The organism is Arthrobacter sp. yr096, from assembly GCF_900108925.1.
Taxonomy (GTDB): Bacteria; Actinomycetota; Actinomycetes; order Actinomycetales; family Micrococcaceae; genus Arthrobacter.
The window spans coordinates 619159-635365 of record NZ_FNYI01000001.1; the positions used below are offsets into that span (position 1 = coordinate 619159).

At 61.1% G+C, this 16207-nt stretch carries 15 protein-coding genes; 12 read left to right on the forward strand and 3 right to left on the reverse strand.

Annotation, left to right across the window (positions count from 1 at the left end):
- The first annotated feature begins 112 nt into the window (after positions 1-112).
- The 6 genes from BMY91_RS02945 (at position 113) to BMY91_RS02970 (ending at position 5889) form a co-directional block, all read left to right on the forward strand.
- Positions 113-1207 (forward strand): ABC transporter ATP-binding protein, encoded by a 1095-nt coding sequence (locus tag BMY91_RS02945; protein WP_090818012.1) that lies wholly within the window; start codon positions 113-115, stop codon positions 1205-1207.
- Complete coding sequence (locus BMY91_RS02950; protein ID WP_090818015.1) at positions 1207-1947, forward strand: ABC transporter permease; 741 nt, start codon at positions 1207-1209, stop codon at positions 1945-1947. The genes BMY91_RS02945 and BMY91_RS02950 overlap by 1 nt, the downstream gene beginning before the upstream one ends.
- The gene (locus tag BMY91_RS02955; protein WP_090818018.1) at positions 1944-2687 is read left to right on the forward strand and encodes an ABC transporter permease; all 744 of its coding nucleotides are present in this window, start codon (positions 1944-1946) and stop codon (positions 2685-2687) included. The genes BMY91_RS02950 and BMY91_RS02955 overlap by 4 nt, the downstream gene beginning before the upstream one ends.
- The gene (locus BMY91_RS02960; protein WP_090818021.1) at positions 2684-3640 is read left to right on the forward strand and encodes an ABC transporter substrate-binding protein; all 957 of its coding nucleotides are present in this window, start codon (positions 2684-2686) and stop codon (positions 3638-3640) included. Before BMY91_RS02955 ends, BMY91_RS02960 begins: the two co-directional genes overlap by 4 nt.
- Before the next feature lie 120 nt (positions 3641-3760).
- Positions 3761-4981: a pyridoxal phosphate-dependent aminotransferase gene (locus BMY91_RS02965; RefSeq protein WP_090818023.1), complete on the forward strand. Its 1221-nt coding sequence runs from the start codon at positions 3761-3763 to the stop codon at positions 4979-4981.
- A gap of 53 nt (positions 4982-5034) precedes the next feature.
- Positions 5035-5889: a polyphosphate kinase 2 family protein gene (locus tag BMY91_RS02970; protein ID WP_090818025.1), complete on the forward strand. Its 855-nt coding sequence runs from the start codon at positions 5035-5037 to the stop codon at positions 5887-5889.
- A 37-nt stretch (positions 5890-5926) separates the two neighbouring features.
- On the opposite strand, the gene BMY91_RS02975 is transcribed toward BMY91_RS02970, so the two are convergent.
- Positions 5927-6184 (reverse strand): exodeoxyribonuclease VII small subunit, encoded by a 258-nt coding sequence (locus BMY91_RS02975; protein WP_090818029.1) that lies wholly within the window; start codon positions 6182-6184, stop codon positions 5927-5929.
- A gap of 41 nt (positions 6185-6225) precedes the next feature.
- A complete protein-coding gene (xseA, locus tag BMY91_RS02980) occupies positions 6226-7503 on the reverse strand; it encodes an exodeoxyribonuclease VII large subunit (RefSeq protein WP_090818031.1) in 1278 nt (425 codons plus the stop codon).
- 185 nt (positions 7504-7688) lie between these two features.
- On the opposite strand from xseA, the gene BMY91_RS02985 reads away from it, so the two are divergent.
- Both BMY91_RS02985 and BMY91_RS02990 read left to right on the forward strand, forming a co-directional pair.
- Positions 7689-8552, forward strand: coding sequence for a hypothetical protein (locus tag BMY91_RS02985; RefSeq protein ID WP_090818034.1), 864 nt, complete (start codon positions 7689-7691; stop codon positions 8550-8552).
- A 24-nt stretch (positions 8553-8576) separates the two neighbouring features.
- Positions 8577-9662 carry a 4-hydroxy-3-methylbut-2-enyl diphosphate reductase gene (locus BMY91_RS02990; RefSeq protein ID WP_090818037.1) on the forward strand — a complete coding sequence of 362 codons (1086 nt, stop codon included), beginning with the start codon at positions 8577-8579 and terminating at the stop codon, positions 9660-9662.
- Positions 9663-9736: 74 nt separating this feature from the next.
- On the opposite strand, the gene BMY91_RS02995 is transcribed toward BMY91_RS02990, so the two are convergent.
- A complete protein-coding gene (locus BMY91_RS02995; RefSeq protein WP_090818040.1) occupies positions 9737-11023 on the reverse strand; it encodes a DNA recombination protein RmuC in 1287 nt (428 codons plus the stop codon).
- 111 nt (positions 11024-11134) lie between these two features.
- Between BMY91_RS02995 and ychF the strand changes: the two genes are divergently transcribed.
- The 4 genes from ychF (at position 11135) to BMY91_RS03015 (ending at position 16207) form a co-directional block, all read left to right on the forward strand.
- Positions 11135-12220 (forward strand): redox-regulated ATPase YchF, encoded by a 1086-nt coding sequence (gene ychF, locus BMY91_RS03000; protein WP_090819114.1) that lies wholly within the window; start codon positions 11135-11137, stop codon positions 12218-12220.
- A 316-nt stretch (positions 12221-12536) separates the two neighbouring features.
- Positions 12537-14219: a peptide ABC transporter substrate-binding protein gene (locus tag BMY91_RS03005; RefSeq protein WP_090818043.1), complete on the forward strand. Its 1683-nt coding sequence runs from the start codon at positions 12537-12539 to the stop codon at positions 14217-14219.
- Positions 14220-14343: 124 nt separating this feature from the next.
- Positions 14344-15273, forward strand: coding sequence for an ABC transporter permease (locus tag BMY91_RS03010; protein WP_026539948.1), 930 nt, complete (start codon positions 14344-14346; stop codon positions 15271-15273).
- Positions 15263-16207 carry an ABC transporter permease gene (locus tag BMY91_RS03015; protein WP_090818045.1) on the forward strand — a complete coding sequence of 315 codons (945 nt, stop codon included), beginning with the start codon at positions 15263-15265 and terminating at the stop codon, positions 16205-16207. The genes BMY91_RS03010 and BMY91_RS03015 overlap by 11 nt, the downstream gene beginning before the upstream one ends.

Here is a 16207-nt window from a genome sequence, read left to right on the forward strand (position 1 = left end):
GTCGGTGGTGCTGGCTACGCTGGGTGAAGATTGCTTTGCAGCCAAGTAATAAGAGTGCATATGATCGTGTGGCTCTGCCGATGTTCTCCACCACAGATAGGTAAGCCCGGGTATGGCCGAAGCCATGATTGAGTTCCAGAGCGTCACCAAGCAATACCAGGGCGGGCAACCCGCGGTGGATGCCCTGAGCATGTCCATCGATAAGGGCTCCATTACCGTGTTTGTTGGGCCTTCGGGCTGCGGTAAGACGACATCCCTGCGCATGATCAACCGGATGGTGGAGCCCACCAGCGGCACTATCACAGTGGCCGGCGAGGATGTCTCGCAGGTGCCCGCGGCACAGCTCCGCCGTTCCATGGGCTACGTCATGCAGTCATCGGGCCTGCTGCCGCACCGTTCGGTGCTGGACAACATCGCCACCGTCCCACGGCTGAACGGGGTTCCCAAAGCAGCGGCACGGAAGCGCGCAGCGGAACTGCTCGACGTCGTCGGGCTGGCTTCGGTCCTTGGCAAGCGGTATCCGTCACAACTTTCGGGTGGTCAGCAGCAGCGCGTCGGGGTGGCCCGGGCGCTTGCTGCTGATCCGCCGGTTCTGTTGATGGATGAACCCTTCAGCGCGGTGGACCCTGTGGTGCGCGACGAACTGCAGCAGGAACTGCTTCGCCTGCAGCGTGAACTCGCCAAGACCATCGTTTTCGTCACGCACGACATCGACGAAGCCACAGTGCTGGGCGATAAAGTGGCCGTGTTCGCCGTCGGCGGGAAGCTGGCCCAGTATGCGGCGCCGGAAGAAATCCTGAGGGCGCCGTCCAACGACTTCGTGGCCTCATTCGTGGGACGCGACCGCGGATTCCGCCATCTTGCCTTCAATCCTGCGGACGCCGTAACACTTCACCCGGTGACCATGGTAAATGCTTCTGATGGTCAGCAGGCGGGACGTGGGTCGGGGGAGTGGGCCTTGGTGGTGGATGAGGATTCACGTCCGCTCGGCTGGTCCTCGCCGCGTGACGGTGCCGGTTTGATACCGGGCGGTTCGCTTTTCCGTAAGGGCGATACGTTGCGCCGCGCCCTGGATGCGGCGTTGTCGTCGCCGTCGGGCCTGGGCGTAGCAGTGGACGACGACGGCCGGGTGGCCGGGGTCCTGAAGGCGCCGGAAGTCCTGGCTCTCATCGAGGAAGTCCGGCACCACAGGGAGGACGCCACCTGATGGAGTGGTTCCTCGCCAACAGTGGCATGGTGATGGGGTTGGCCGGTCAGCACATGGTGCTTGCGATCATTCCCATGATCCTTGGCCTGCTGATTTCGATTCCCCTGGCCCAGCTGGCCAGGCGCAACAGTACGCTCAGGTCCGTGGTGGCCACGGCTACTTCGCTGCTGTACACCATTCCGTCCCTGGCCCTTTTCATTATTCTTCCTACCGTCCTGGGGACGCGGATCCTGGACCCGATCAACGTGGTGGTGGCGCTAACAATCTACGCTGTGGCTCTTCTGGTTCGTGCTGCCATGGATGCCTTTGATTCCGTGGACGACGACCTCCGTAATGCCGCCGTCGCCATGGGCTTTAAACCCCTTGCCCGGTTCTTCCAAGTGGATCTCCCGTTGTCCCTCCCTGTGCTGTTCGCCGGGTTAAGGGTGGTATCGGTCAGCAACATTTCCCTGGTGAGCGTGGCGGCGTTGCTGGGCGTGGGCAACCTTGGAGTCCTCTTTACGGACGGTCTGCAGCGGACGTTCATCACCGAGGTGGTGGTGGGCATCATCGCGATCCTGGTGCTTGCCCTGCTGATGGACGCGCTGCTCGTGGTGCTGGAACGGCTCTTGACTCCCTGGACACGGGCAGCGGGTGGAAAGTCTTCGCGACTGGATATCAACTCCCTGGCCGCGGAGCCCAAGGCCGGATCTGCCACTCCGCACGCTGCACTCCAGCCTGATCCGGGGGCGTTCGCATGAACATCTTTGCAGAGACCATTGCCTGGCTCACCGACCCGGCGCATTGGACCGGAAGCGGTGGAATCCCCACACGGCTTCTGGAGCACCTCCAATACAGTGCACTGGTGCTCGTCATCGCGGCCGCCATCGCGGTACCCATCGGCCTCTACATCGGGCACACAGGACGCGGCAGGGTGGTTGCTGTTGCTGTGGCGGGTGCCCTCCGGGCCCTGCCGACCCTGGGTTTGTTGGTCCTCTTCGCTTTGCTTGCCGGCAGTGGGTTGATGCCCCCGGTATGGGCGCTGGTCATCCTGACAGTCCCGCCGCTGTTGGCCGGCACCTACGCCGGCATTTCCAGCGTCGATGCCGTTGTGGTGGACGCTGCCCGCGCCATGGGTATGACCGAACTCCAGATCCTGTTCCGGGTGGAACTCCCTAACGGCCTGCAGGTCATGTTTGGTGGAATCCGCACCGCAGTCCTGCAGGTCATCGCCACCGTTTCGGTAGTGGCCTACCTGCCCTTGGGCGGGCTGGGACGCTACCTGTTTGACGGGCTTGTACTTCAGGACTTCCCAAGGATGCTCGGTGGTTCCCTGCTTATTGCCGGGCTTGCCATCGCCGTGGACCTGATCCTGGCCGGAGTGCAAAGGCTTGTTCTCTCGCCCGGCCTGACCCTCGATTCAAGCGGCCGCCAGAAGGCGGCCGATGATCTCACAGCCACAGCTCCCGCAGGGGCTGCCGTTCAAGGAGGTACACCATGAAAAACCCCGTTCCCATGACCCTTACGCGCCGTGGTCTCGGCGGCCTCGCAGCCGGACTGGGTGTAGCCCTCGCGTTGAGCGCGTGTGGCGGCAGCCCGTTGGCCACTCCCTCCAGCTCGGCCCCCAGCGGCTCGGCTGCCGGTGGCTCGCTGGTGGTTGGTTCGGCCGACTTCCCGGAGAGCCAGGTCATCGCCGAGATCTATGTTGGCGCCTTGAACGCAGCAGGCCTCACTGCCACGTCCAAGCCGAACATCGGTTCTCGTGAGATCTACTTCAAGGCCGTTCAGGACGGCTCCATCGATCTGGTCCCCGACTACTCGGGGAACCTTCTCTCCTATGTGGACAAGGAAGCTACCGAAGTATCGGCCGAGGACGTCTACAAGGCGCTCCCGGGAAAGCTTCCTGAAGGCCTCGCGGTCCTTGAGCCTGCGAAGGCGGAGTCCAAGGATGCCATGGTGGTTACCAAAGCTACGGCTGAGAAGTACCAGCTGAAGTCCATTGAGGACCTCGCGAAGGTGTGCAAGGACTTCACCATGGCTGCACCGGCCACGTTCGAGACCCGTGCCTACGGATTCCCCGGTCTGAAGGCCAATTACAACTGCGAGCTCAAGGGCCTGCAGCCGTTCAACGACGGCGGCGGCAACCTCACGCTCCAGGCCCTGCTGGAGGACAAGGTACAGGTGGCGGACATCTACACCACCACGCCCTCCATCGCTGACAACGACCTCGTGGTCCTTGAAGACCCGAAGAACAACTTCAAGGCTCAGCAGGTCCTGCCTCTGTACAGCAAGGCCAAGATGACGGACAAGGCCAAGGAGGCGCTTAACAACGTTTCCAAGATCCTCACCACGGATGACCTGATCAACCTGAACCGTGCCGTGAGTGGCGACCAGAAGCAGGCCCCCAAGGATGCAGCCGCCGCTTGGCTGAAGGACAAAGGCATCGTCAAGTAACGCTTGAACAAAACCGCGCACGACGGCGGTGACGGACCCGCGTGGGACCGTCACCGCCGTCGTCGTATGTGTGAGTTAAGTCTCAGCTGAACTCCATCACCCATGTGGCATATTTGATGAATGGCGAATTTCAAGCAGTCCACCAAGCTTCATAATGTCCTTTACGACATCCGTGGACCGATTCTTCAGGCCGCCCAGCAAATGGAGGCGGAGGGTCACCGGATCCTTAAACTGAACATCGGAAACCCGGCTCCTTTCGGTTTTGAAGCACCTGACGCCATCTTGGTGGACATGATCCGCCACCTGCCAAACGCCCAGGGTTACAGCGATTCACGTGGCATCTTCTCCGCCCGGACCGCCGTCTCGCAGTATTACCAAACCCGCGGCATCCAGAACATCCACGTGGACGATATCTACCTGGGCAACGGCGTCAGCGAGCTCATCACGATGTCCCTGATGGCGCTCCTGGACGACGGCGATGAAGTACTGATTCCTACCCCGGACTATCCCTTGTGGACCGCTTCTGTTGCGCTGGCTGGCGGGCGCCCTGTCCACTACCTCTGTGACGAGGACTCCGGCTGGCAGCCTGACCTGGAGGACCTGGAGTCCAAGATCACGCCACGCACCAAGGGCATTGTTGTTATCAACCCCAACAACCCCACCGGGGCGGTCTACCCGGAAGAAACACTCAAGAAGATCGTTGCGTTGGCAGAGAAGCACGGCTTGGTTCTTTTCGCGGATGAGATTTACGAGAAGATCCTTTACGAGGACGCGGTCCACATCAACTTGGCCGCGCTTACCGGCGATGACGTCCTTTGCATGACGTTTAGTGGCCTGTCCAAGGCTTACCGCGTGTGCGGCTATCGGGCCGGTTGGATGGCGATTTCCGGTCCCAAAAAGGAGGCTGCGGACTATCTTGAAGGCATCAACCTGCTGGCCAACATGCGGCTGTGTGCCAACGTCCCGGCGCAGCACGCCATCCAGACTGCTCTCGGTGGCTACCAGAGCATCAACGATCTCATCCTGCCCGGCGGCCGGCTGTTGGAGCAGCGCAACAAGGCATACGACCTCCTCAACGCCATTCCCGGTGTCAGCACGCAACAGGCCAGGGGTGCACTCTATTTGTTCCCCAAGCTGGATCCCGAGGTCTACCACATCAGGGATGACGAAAAGTTTGTCCTGGACCTGCTGAAGGAGCAGAAAATCCTGGTATCCCATGGACGCGCCTTCAACTGGGTCCGCCCGGACCACTTCCGAATGGTGACCTTGCCCAACGTGAAAGATATCGAAGAGGCGATTGGCCGCATGGCGGACTTCCTGTCGAGGTACCCGGGCAACTAGCCTGAGGCCATGGCCGCGTCATAGGGGCGCGGCCCGGCAGAAAGGCACGCCCCATGGCCGTTGCAGTTGAGTTCGCCAAGAGTCCCGCCGAAGTCCTGAGGGTTGGCCCAGGTTTTTCGCTGGCCGACGTCGACCAAAAGTCAACGCCGGGGTACACCGGTGCCAAAGCCGATGGACGCACCTTGCTTGAGGCACAGGACGGCCGGCTGGCGGAACTGCAGGAGCAACTCTTCGCCCAGGGCAAATTCGGCAGCAATAAGCGGCTGCTGCTGATCCTGCAGGCCATGGATACTGCGGGCAAGGGCGGCATTGTCAGCCATGTGGTGGGTGCCATGGACCCCCAAGGTGTTCAACTGTCCGCTTTCAAGGCTCCCACGGACGAGGAAAAGTCCCACGATTTTTTGTGGAGGATCGAGAGGCAAGTGCCGGCGGCAGGAATGGTGGGAGTGTTCGATCGGTCCCATTATGAGGACGTCCTCATCCACCGCGTCCATGGGTGGGCAGACGGACCCGAGCTTGAGCGGCGGTATGCCGCGATCAACGACTTTGAGGCCCGGCTTGCCGAGCAGGGCACCACCATCGTCAAGGTCATGCTCAACATCAGCAAGGACGAGCAGAAAGAACGACTCATAGCCAGGCTTGACGACCCCAGCAAGCATTGGAAGTACAGCAGGGGCGACCTCGCTGAGCGTGCCTACTGGGATGACTATATGGACGCCTACAGCACAGCGTTCGAGAAGACATCCACCGAGGTGGCTCCCTGGCATGTAGTACCGGCCAACAAGAAGTGGTACGCACGCATTGCCGTTCAGCAGTTGCTGTTGGACGCCCTCGAAGGGTTGCAATTGGACTGGCCAAAGGGCGACTTTGACGTTGCAGCTGAACGCGCGCTTGTGGAGAAGTCCTAGCAGTTCAGCAGCCACATCCGCACGGCGTCATGCGCGGTTAGTCCGTGCCTGCCGCAGTCCCGGCGTCGTTGTTTGCGTCGCGTGCGGTTGCCAGCCGCTTCCGGGCGCCTTCCAGCCAATCCTCGCATCGCTTGGCCAATGCCTCGCCCCGTTCCCAGAGGGCCAAGGATTCCTCCAGGCTCGCTCCGCCAGCCTCCAGCCGGCCAACGACGCCCACAAGTTGCTCGCGGGCTTCCTCGTAGCTCAAGGAATCAAGGGCGTCGGGTGAGGCGGCCATTGGGTTGTTGTCGGTCATGATGTCCTTTGTTTTGATGATGGCTGGTGATGTGGCGGGGCTCAGGGCTCGAGGAGTTGTCCCTGACCAGTAGAGACGGCCCGGAAACGTCCCTCGGCAACGCGTATGGCCAGTGCCGTCCCGTCAGGGGCTTCTTCCGGGCTGCTGATCACGTGGTGTCCGGCTTGGTCCTCACCGAGTAGTTGGACCACTGCATATCCGCGGTCCAGAGTCTTTTGCGGTGACAGCGCCCTGACTTGGGCCCGCAGGTGATGGACTTGGTCCAAGGCGCGGACAACGGCTGTGCTGACCGAAGAATGGGAACGCTGTTGGAGCCGGCGAATGTCATCGGCACGGGCTTCCACCATGGAGTCCGGAGTCGCCAGGACCGGCCGTGACCTCAGCGAGTGGAGCCGGTCCGTTTCCCGATCCACCATCCGGCCGATGCTTCGGCGGAGGTGGTCCCTGGCCTGCCGCACCATGGCCAATTCCTCTGCAACGTCCGGAACTATCCGTTTGGCAGCATCCGTAGGCGTTGAGGCGCGGAGATCCGCTACGTCGTCCAGGATGGGACGGTCCGCTTCGTGGCCTATTGCGCTGACAACGGGTGTCGTCGCCGCCGAAACGGCGCGAATCAGGTCCTCGTTGCTGAATGGGAGGAGATCCTCCAACGCGCCGCCACCGCGAGCGAGGACGATGACGTCTACGTGAGGATCGGCGTCGAGCTTCTTCAGTGCTGCGATGATCTGGGAAACGGCGGTGTTGCCTTGAACCGCAACCTCGCGAACGTCGAACTCAACTGCCGGCCAGCGCAGTGCGGCATTGCGCAGGACGTCTTTTTTGGCATCCGAATCCCGGCCTGTGATGAGTCCGATGCGATGGGGCAGCAGGGGCAGTTTGCGTTTGCGGGAATCCGCAAACAGCCCTTCGGCTGCAAGGGCCTGCCGAAGTCTCTCGATCCGGGCCAGCAGGTCGCCCAGGCCCACTGGACGGATGTCCTTCACAGACATGTTGAGGCGTCCCGTTTTGACCCAGAAGTCCGCCTTGACCAGGGCAACCACGCGGGATCCGCGTTCGAGGGGTATTTTTTGCCGGTCGAGCACAGTGGACCAGACTGAGGCCGGCAGGGAAATTTCGGCATCAACGTCCCGCAGAGTAAGGAATGCGTTGCCGCCCCGCCGGTTCAGCTCGATGACCTGGCCCTCGATCCAGGCTGCAGGTGCCCGCTCAATATGCGCCTTGAGTTTGCGCGACAAGAGTTGCAGCGGCCAAGGGTTGTCCGGACTTGTTTCAGCGGCAGTTCCGGGCAGGGTGGTCTCCGGTGTTTGTTCAGCGGACATTGGCGTTCTCCGCCTGGTCCAGTAACCGTGGTTGTGCCTGCATGTGTTTCTGTCCTCGCTCAGGGGTGCGGCCATGGGTCCCAGCCGGCCTTCCAACTCTATCCATAGCTTTAGCGCAGCGCCCTGACATTTTCCCTATCATGTGGACAGTTCTAGGATGGTGGCACAGCCCCCGAGTCCCGAGGATGACCTTGCGTACATTTGTTTCAGCAGTGGGAGTGGTCCTCGCTTTACTGCTCACTGCAGTGGCCGTTCCTGCCGCCTGGGTAGACCAGAACATCGTCAAGGAAGAAGGCTTTGTCCGCATCGCCGGAGGCCTGGGGAACGATCCCGACTTCCAGAGCCGTCTAGCCACCGCCGCCGTCGGAACCTTCGAGTCCTCAGTGGAGCTCCCGGGACCCATCCAGTCCCTTGCCGCTGATGCGCTTCGGAATGCCGCAACCGGGATGCAGTCGTGGAGCGATTATCCTGCCGCGTGGGAAGAGACCGTCAGGAACAGCCACAGGCTGAACTTCGGCGCAGCCCCGGAGGCGGAAGAATCCGCGGCCTCAACGGCCCTGGTTCTGGATATTGGTCCCCTGGTCAGGCTCATTCGCGACCATTTTGCCGAAGCCACCCGGATTCGGCTGGACGTGCCGGCGCAAAGCCTCGTGTCCTTGGGGGAGCCCTCCCATAGGCAGTTGGTGGAACGAGTGGCCACCTTTGCGCCGATGTGGTGGATTGCTGCGGCGGGTGCGCTGGTGGCGGGCCTTCTGGCGCTCGCGGCAGCGCGACGCCGGTCCCTCGTCCTGGTTTTCCTCGGTTTGGGTGGCTTGGCGCTTGCTGCACTATGGGCCGCAGGCGCGGACTTTGCTGGAAACATGGTGGGGAACCTCGCCAGTGCCAACGGTGTGGCTGAGCTATTCAAGCAGGAGTTCCTCACAGCTGCACGTACAGGATTTGGGCAGTGGACTCTGATCGCTGCAGTAGCCTCAGGGGTGGTCTTCGTGCTGGGCGTCATCTCTACGGTGGTGTCAGGGCGACAACGGTCACGTTCTGCCCGTAGCTAAAGGCTGGGCCGGTAGCATGGAGGGATGACCAGCACAGCAGTTTCCATTCCTATGCCCACGGTGCCCCGCAGACGCCGATCTCCGGAAGAGGTACAGGCAGCGGCACCCGTCACGGGTCCCAAAAAGGTTCTGCTCGCTGCCCCACGCGGTTACTGCGCCGGCGTGGACAGGGCTGTCATCGCCGTCGAAAAGGCGCTGGAGCACTACGGTCCTCCCGTGTACGTCCGTAAGCAGATCGTCCACAACGTGCATGTGGTCAGCTCGCTGGAAGAACAAGGCGCCATTTTCGTCGAGGAAACGGACGAAGTACCCGAGGGTGCCCTGGTGATATTTTCGGCGCATGGCGTTTCGCCGGCGGTGGTCCAGTCCGCAGAGGATCGCGGTCTGCGTACGATCGACGCCACTTGCCCCCTGGTGACCAAAGTCCATAAGGAAGCCGTGCGCTTCGCCAAGGAAGATTACGACATCCTGCTCATCGGCCACGAGGGCCACGAGGAAGTCGAGGGAACCGCTGGTGAAGCCCCCGAGCACATCCAGATCATCAACGGCCCGCACGAGGTAGACAAAGTCACCGTCCGCGACCCCGAGAAGACCATTTGGCTCTCGCAGACGACACTCAGCGTGGATGAAACCATGGAGACCGTCCGCCTGCTCAAGGACCGTTTCCCCACGCTCCAGGATCCGCCCAGCGATGACATCTGCTATGCCACCACCAACCGCCAGGTGGCTATCAAGAAGATCGCCCCGCAAGCGGACCTAGTGATCGTTGTTGGTTCAGCCAACTCTTCCAATTCTGTTCGGCTGGTTGAGGTTGCCCTTGAGTATGGTGCCAAGAGCTCGTACCGGGTGGACTTTGCCAATGAAGTTGACGAAGCCTGGTTTGAAGGGGTTGCAACCGTAGGTGTGACGTCAGGTGCATCTGTTCCCGAGGTACTCGTCCAGGACGTGCTGCGCCTCTTGGCCGACTACGGCTACGGCGAAGTCCAGGAAGTTGTCACGGCCGAGGAAGACTTGCTCTTCTCGCTGCCTAAGGAACTCAGGGCAACCCTCAAGAAGGCCGGAGATGTTTCCCGCGCCCTCGGCGGCCGCGGGAACAGGCCCACCTCCTAGGAATAACCGACCTCATGGAGCAGGCCCGTAGCGGTTGCCGTCACTAGGACGACAACCGCCACGGGTCGCTTCGTTTAAGCTGCCGATTCGCGGTCTTCCCTGTCCTGGTCACTGTCATCGTGACGGCCCAGGGGTGAGTGCTGATCGTAGGTGTCGAAAGCCAGCAACTCAGGGGCCGCCAAGGCACGGGGGACGGCCTCCACGGACATTGGCGCGGCTAGACCGGCATCGTCCATGGTGTTGAGCTTGCGCGCGGTAGGCAGGACGCGGGCCTCCAATGTGCCCACCATGGCGTTGTAGCGGTCTACGGACGTCTTCAGCGAACTGCCCAGCTTGCCGACATTTTCACCCAAAGTACCCATGCGCTCGTAGAGCTGCTTGGCGAGCTCGAACAGCTCGTGCGCGCTGTCGGTGAGAACGTCCTGCCGCCAGGTGAACGCCACCGACTTGAGGACCGCCAGCAGGGTCCCGGGAGAGGCCAGCACAACATTTCTGGACAGAGCATGTTCCAATAGGGCCGGGTCGGCTTCCAAGGCTGACGCCAGGATGGACTCGGCCGGGAGGAAACAGATCACCAGCTCGGGGGAGTTCCCCGGAATGTCCCAGTACTTCTTGGACGCCAGAGCATCGATGTGGGCTTTGAGTGCCTTGGCGTGCTGTGCCAGCAGCGTCTTGGAGTCGTGGTTGGAGCCAGGGGTTACTGACTCTCCGAAGGCCCCATCGCCGTGCATCTGTTCCTGCGCAGAGAGGTAGGAAGCCAGCGGCACTTTCGCATCCACCACCAATTGCTTGCCGCCAGGCAGTTGGACCACCAGGTCAGGACGGAGCGTATTCTCGCTCCTGCCGGAATGAACCTGTTCGTGGAAGTCCACGTGCCGGAGCATTCCCGAGGCCTCCACCACCCTGCGGAGCTGAACCTCGCCCCACTGGCCCCGGGCGCTGTTGGAACGCAGCGCTGAAGCAAGAGCGTGGGTGGAGCGCAGGAGCTGTTCGTCAGACAGGCGGGCGTCCTGCAGTTGCTGGGCGAGCTGTCCGTACTGCTCCACCCTGTCCCGCTCAAGGAGCGATACCTGTTGCTGCACCGCCGTGAGCTTTTCGGCCACTGGAGCGAGCGCACGCAGAACGCTGCCATCCGAGTTCCTTGCTGCGCTCAGCTCGCGGTTCTGTGTGAACAAGAGCCGCCGCTCGGCGTCGGCTGCTGCCAGCTGTGCGGTCACCTCTGAAAGCCGCGACGAAACGGCGTCGAAGTCTTCTTCCAACCCTGCCCCCCGGCGTCGGAAGACGACGTATCCAGCCGCGAGACCAACCGCGGCACCTATCAGCAGCATGAGCAGGGCCAATACCAATCCAAATCCATCCATGTGGCAACCCTGTCACAGGGGTACGACAGTTTTAGAGAGGCTGTATGCCTGCGCCCCATTCGCGGGCACTGACAACGCCGGACGTGGTTCCACCGGGTAGAATCAATGCTCGTGGCTCTTACTATTGGCATCGTCGGACTGCCCAACGTCGGCAAATCAACTCTTTTCAACGCACTGACCCGTAACCAGGTGCTCGCTGCGAACTATCCGTTCGCAACGATTGAACCCAACGTCGGCGTGGTCAACCTGCCGGATCCGCGTCTGGCCAAGCTGGCGGAGATCTTCGGTTCGCAGAAGTTGCTGCCGGCTCCCGTGTCCTTCGTGGACATCGCCGGCATCGTCAAGGGTGCCTCCGAGGGCGAAGGCCTGGGCAACAAGTTCCTGGCCAACATCCGTGAAGCAGAGGCCATCGCGCAGGTCGTCCGCGTCTTTGACGATCCCGACGTCATCCACGTGGATGGCAAGGTTGATCCGCGCTCCGACATGGAGACCATCAACACCGAGCTGATCCTGGCAGACCTTCAGACCATCGAAAACGCCATCCCGCGTATCGAAAAAGAAGTCAAGATCAAGAAGCGTGAAGCAGCCGAGCTGGCCGCCATTAAGGCAGCCCAAGCGGTTCTGGAACGCGGCGACACCATCTTCTCCTCGATCAAGAGCGACAAGCTGGAGATGGCTCACCTCAAAGAGCTCGGACTTCTGACTGCCAAGCCCTTCATCTACGTTTTCAACGCAGATGAAGGGATCCTGGGGGATCCGGCAAAGCAGGACGAACTGCGTGCCTTGGTGGCCCCTGCTGATGCAGTGTTCCTTGATGCCAAGCTAGAAGCCGACCTCGTGGAACTGGATGAGGAAGAAGCCCGCGAGATGCTGGAAATGAATGGCCAGAGCGAATCCGGCCTGGACCAGTTGGCCCGCGTTGGCTTCCACACCCTCGGCTTGCAGACTTATTTGACGGCTGGCCCGAAGGAAACCCGCGCATGGACCATCCGCCAAGGCGACACCGCACCCCAGGCGGCCGGTGTGATCCACTCCGACTTCCAGCGTGGCTTCATCAAGGCCGAGGTTGTCTCGTTCGATGACCTCATCGACGCCGGTTCCATGTCCGAGGCAAAGTCCCGCGGCAAAGTCCGGATCGAAGGCAAAGAGTATGTGATGGCCGACGGCGACGTGGTGGAGTTCCGCTTCAACGTCTAGTCAAGGCTGAGCGCCTCAGCTTCTGGAAGGGTCCTGGTTCGAAAGAACCAGGACCCTTTTTTGGTGCCAAAAACGTCCTGTCCTGCTGTCAGACAGCGAATGCTACCACCGAGTAGTGTTTGACTTGAAATTCCCGGCAATTTAGGCATCTGTAGGTTGCGGAACGGTTACAGTTTGGCCAGCATGTCCCAACATCCGGACGCAATGTGGGTAGGCTTACACTCACATGTAGGCAACGTCACAGTAGGAAACTGTGCCCGCGCCTGGGGGAATCACGAGTTTTCCCTGCTCAACTCCACGACTCATAGGAGGCGGAATGCGTTTCTCGCGCACTTCCAAAGCTCTAGGCGTAGCGGCGATCATCGCCCTCGCAGTGACCGGTTGCGGCGGCGGTGGCGGCAGCAATACGAACAGCTCTGCCGCGGCTGACCCGAACAAGGTCATTTCCGCATACAGCAACGAACCGCAGAACCCGCTGCTTCCGGCCAACACCAACGAGGTGTACGGTGGCCGCGTCGTCGAGCTGCTGTTCGAAGGCCTTCGCGCCTACGACTCGGACGGCAAGCCCGTCAACGCATTGGCGGAGTCGATCGAAACCACCGACTCGCAGAACTGGACCATTAAGGTCAAGTCCGGCGCCAAGTTCACCAACGGTGAGGCCATTACGGCCAAGACGTTCGTTGATTCCTGGAACTTCGCCGCGCTGAGCACCAACCTCCAGAACAACGGCTTCTTCTTTGAGTCCATCGAAGGCTACGCCGATGTCAGTGCAGTCACCGAGACCACCGGTGCTGACGGCAAGAAGACCTCCACTCCGGCCCCGACGGCGCAGACCATGTCCGGTCTGGCAGCGACTGACGACCAGACCATTACGGTCAAGCTCGGTCAGCCTGAAGCTGACTGGTCGCTGCGCCTGGGTTACTCCGCCTTCTACCCGCTGCCTTCCGAGGCTCTGAAGGACCCGAAGAAGTTCGGTGAGAACCCGATCGGCAACGGACCGTACAAGTTCGAGAAGGAAGGTGCCTGGGTACACGACCAGTCCATCTCCCTGGTCAAGAACGCTGACTACACCGGTCCCCGCGCTGCCAAGAACGGTGGCGTGACCTTCAAGTTCTACACCGATCCGGGCCCCGCATACACGGATCTTCAGGCCGACAACCTCGACATCACTGACGTCGTGCCGTCCAACGCACTGAAGACCTACACCACGGACTTCCCGGACCGTAACTCCACTCGTCCGAACGCCAACAACTCCACCTTGAACATCCCGGGCTACAACCCGAACTTCCAGGGTGAAGCCGGTCTTCTGCGTCGCCAGGCTCTGTCCCACGCCATCAACCGCGATGAGATCACCAAGGTCATCTTCAACGGCACGCGTACTCCGGCCACCGAGTTCACGGCTCCCGTCCTCGATGGCTACAACGACGCCATCCCGGGCAGCGATGTCCTGAAGTTCGACGCCGCCAAGGCCAAGGATCTCTGGGCACAGGCCGAGAAAATCAAGCCGTACGACGGATCCAAGCCGTTGCTGATCGCCTCCAACACCGACGGTGGCAACAAGGAATGGATCGACGCCGTTGCCAACGGTTTCAAGAACAACCTCGGCATCGAAGCAGAAATCCAGCCGTTCGCTAAGTTCGCTGAAGTTCTGGACCTGCGCAAGTCCCAGTCCCTCCCGGGCCTGACCCGCGCCGGTTGGCAGGGTGACTACCCGTCGCTCTACAACTTCCTCGGACCTGTATGGGCAACCAACGCTTCGTCCAACTACGAGAAGTACTCGAACCCTGAGTTCGACAAGCTCCTCAAGGAAGGCCTTGCAGCCAAGACTCCGGAAGACGCCAACACCAAGTTCAACCAGGCACAGGAGATCCTGTTCAAGGACCTCCCCGGCCTGCCGCTTTGGTACCGGGCAACCCCGATTGTTTGGAGCAACAACGTTGTCTCAGCCGAAACCGGCTGGAACGGCGGCATCCGTTACTTCGACATCGAGGCCAAGTAGTCCTCAGGATCTGAACTTGCCTTAGGGCATCGGGGGTCCGGCCACAGCGCCGGGCCCCCCTTGCTTGCTTGGCAGGAAGGCACACATGACACAGCAACACCCGACCAACGGAGAGGGGTGACCCGTGGTTCGCTTCATCTTCCGTAGGCTCCTCCAGGTCATCCCGGTATTCCTGGGGACCACGCTCCTCGTGTACTACATGGTCTTCGCACTACCCGGCGACCCTATTGCTGCCCTCTTCGGGGATCGCCAGCCACCGCAGAGCGTCATCGACGCTCTCAGGGCCCAGTACAACCTGGACCAGCCATTCTGGGTTCAATACGGGCTCTTCATCAAGAACTTGTTCACGTTCAACCTTGGCGTCGACTTCACCCAGCAGCCAATTGCCGATTCCCTGGCAAGGGCGTTCCCTGTCACGGCAATGCTCGCCATTGAAGCCCTGATTATCCAGGCCGTGTTTGGCATCGCCTTCGGCGTCTTCGCGGGCCTCAAAAAGGGCAAGCTCTTCGACTCCACCGTTCTGGTCGTTTCGCTCCTGGTGATCGCAGTCCCGACTTTCGTTCTGGGCTTCGTTTTCCAGCTTGTGTTCGGTGTCCAGCTCGGCTGGGCCAAACCTACTGTGGGCGCTAACGCCGACTGGGGCAACCTGATCCTCCCCGCCGTCGTGCTGGGACTGGTGTCCTTCGCGTACGTGCTGCGCCTGACCCGCGCCTCCGTCAGCGAGAACATGAATGCGGACTACGTGCGTACGGCAACAGCAAAGGGCCTTTCGCGTCCCCGAGTCGTGATGGCCCACATCCTCAGGAACTCGTTGATCCCCGTCGTGACCTACCTGGGTGCCAACCTGGGTGGACTCATGGGTGGTGCCATCGTTACCGAGGGTATTTTCAACGTCCCTGGAGTGGGTAACAAGCTCTTCCAGGCCATTCAGCGCAGCGAGGGTCCAACCATCGTCGCGATTGTGAGTGTCCTGGTTCTAGTCTTTGTCATTACCAACCTTCTGGTTGACCTCCTGTACGCCTGGCTTGACCCGAGGATCCGCTATGACCAGTAATACTGAACACTTCGTGGCTCCCGTAGAGGAGACGCCGCTTCTGGCCACTGACGCTGTCAAAACAGATCAGGCGCCTCTGAGCCTCTGGGCCGATGCGTGGCGGAAGCTTCGCCGCCGGCCCATGTTCATCGTCTCCTCGCTGCTGATCCTGCTCTTGGTGATCGTCGCGGTCTTCCCGGGACTTTTCACCAGCGTGGAACCCAATAACGACTGCCAACTGGCCAACTCCGAAGGTGCGCCCACTGCCGGGCACCCGCTGGGGTTCACCCTGCAAGGCTGCGACGTTTATTCCCGCGTGATCCACGGTACGCAGGCTTCCTTGTCTGTCGGTGTGTTGTCCGTGCTGGCCGTAGTACTCATTGGCGTCACCCTTGGTGCGCTGGCCGGTTACTACGGCGGCTGGCTGGACTCAGTCCTGGCACGTCTCGGCGATATTTTCTTCGCGTTGCCCATCATCCTCGGCGCACTTGTTATCACCCAGCTGCCTTTGTTCCGCGAGAACAGGAGCGTGTGGACGGTGGTCTTGACGATATCCCTGCTTGCGTGGCCTCAAATGGCGCGCATCACCAGAGGTGCCGTCATCGAGGTGCGCAATGCGGACTTTGTCACTGCGGCCCGATCGCTGGGAGTCTCCAAGTTTGGTGCCCTGGTCAAACATGCGCTGCCCAACGCTTTGGCTCCCGTCATTGTCTTGGCCACGCTGGAACTGGGCGTGTTCATCGTCCTGGAAGCCACTCTGTCCTTCCTGGGTGTCGGTCTGCCCGGCAGCGTGATGTCGTGGGGTAACGACATCTCAGCGGCCAACGCGTCCATCCGCACCAACCCGGGAATTCTGCTTTACCCGGCAGCCGCCCTGTCCATCACCGTCCTGAGCTTCATCATGCTTGGCGACGCCGTCCGCGATGCTCTTGATCCCAAGAGCCGTCAGCGCTAA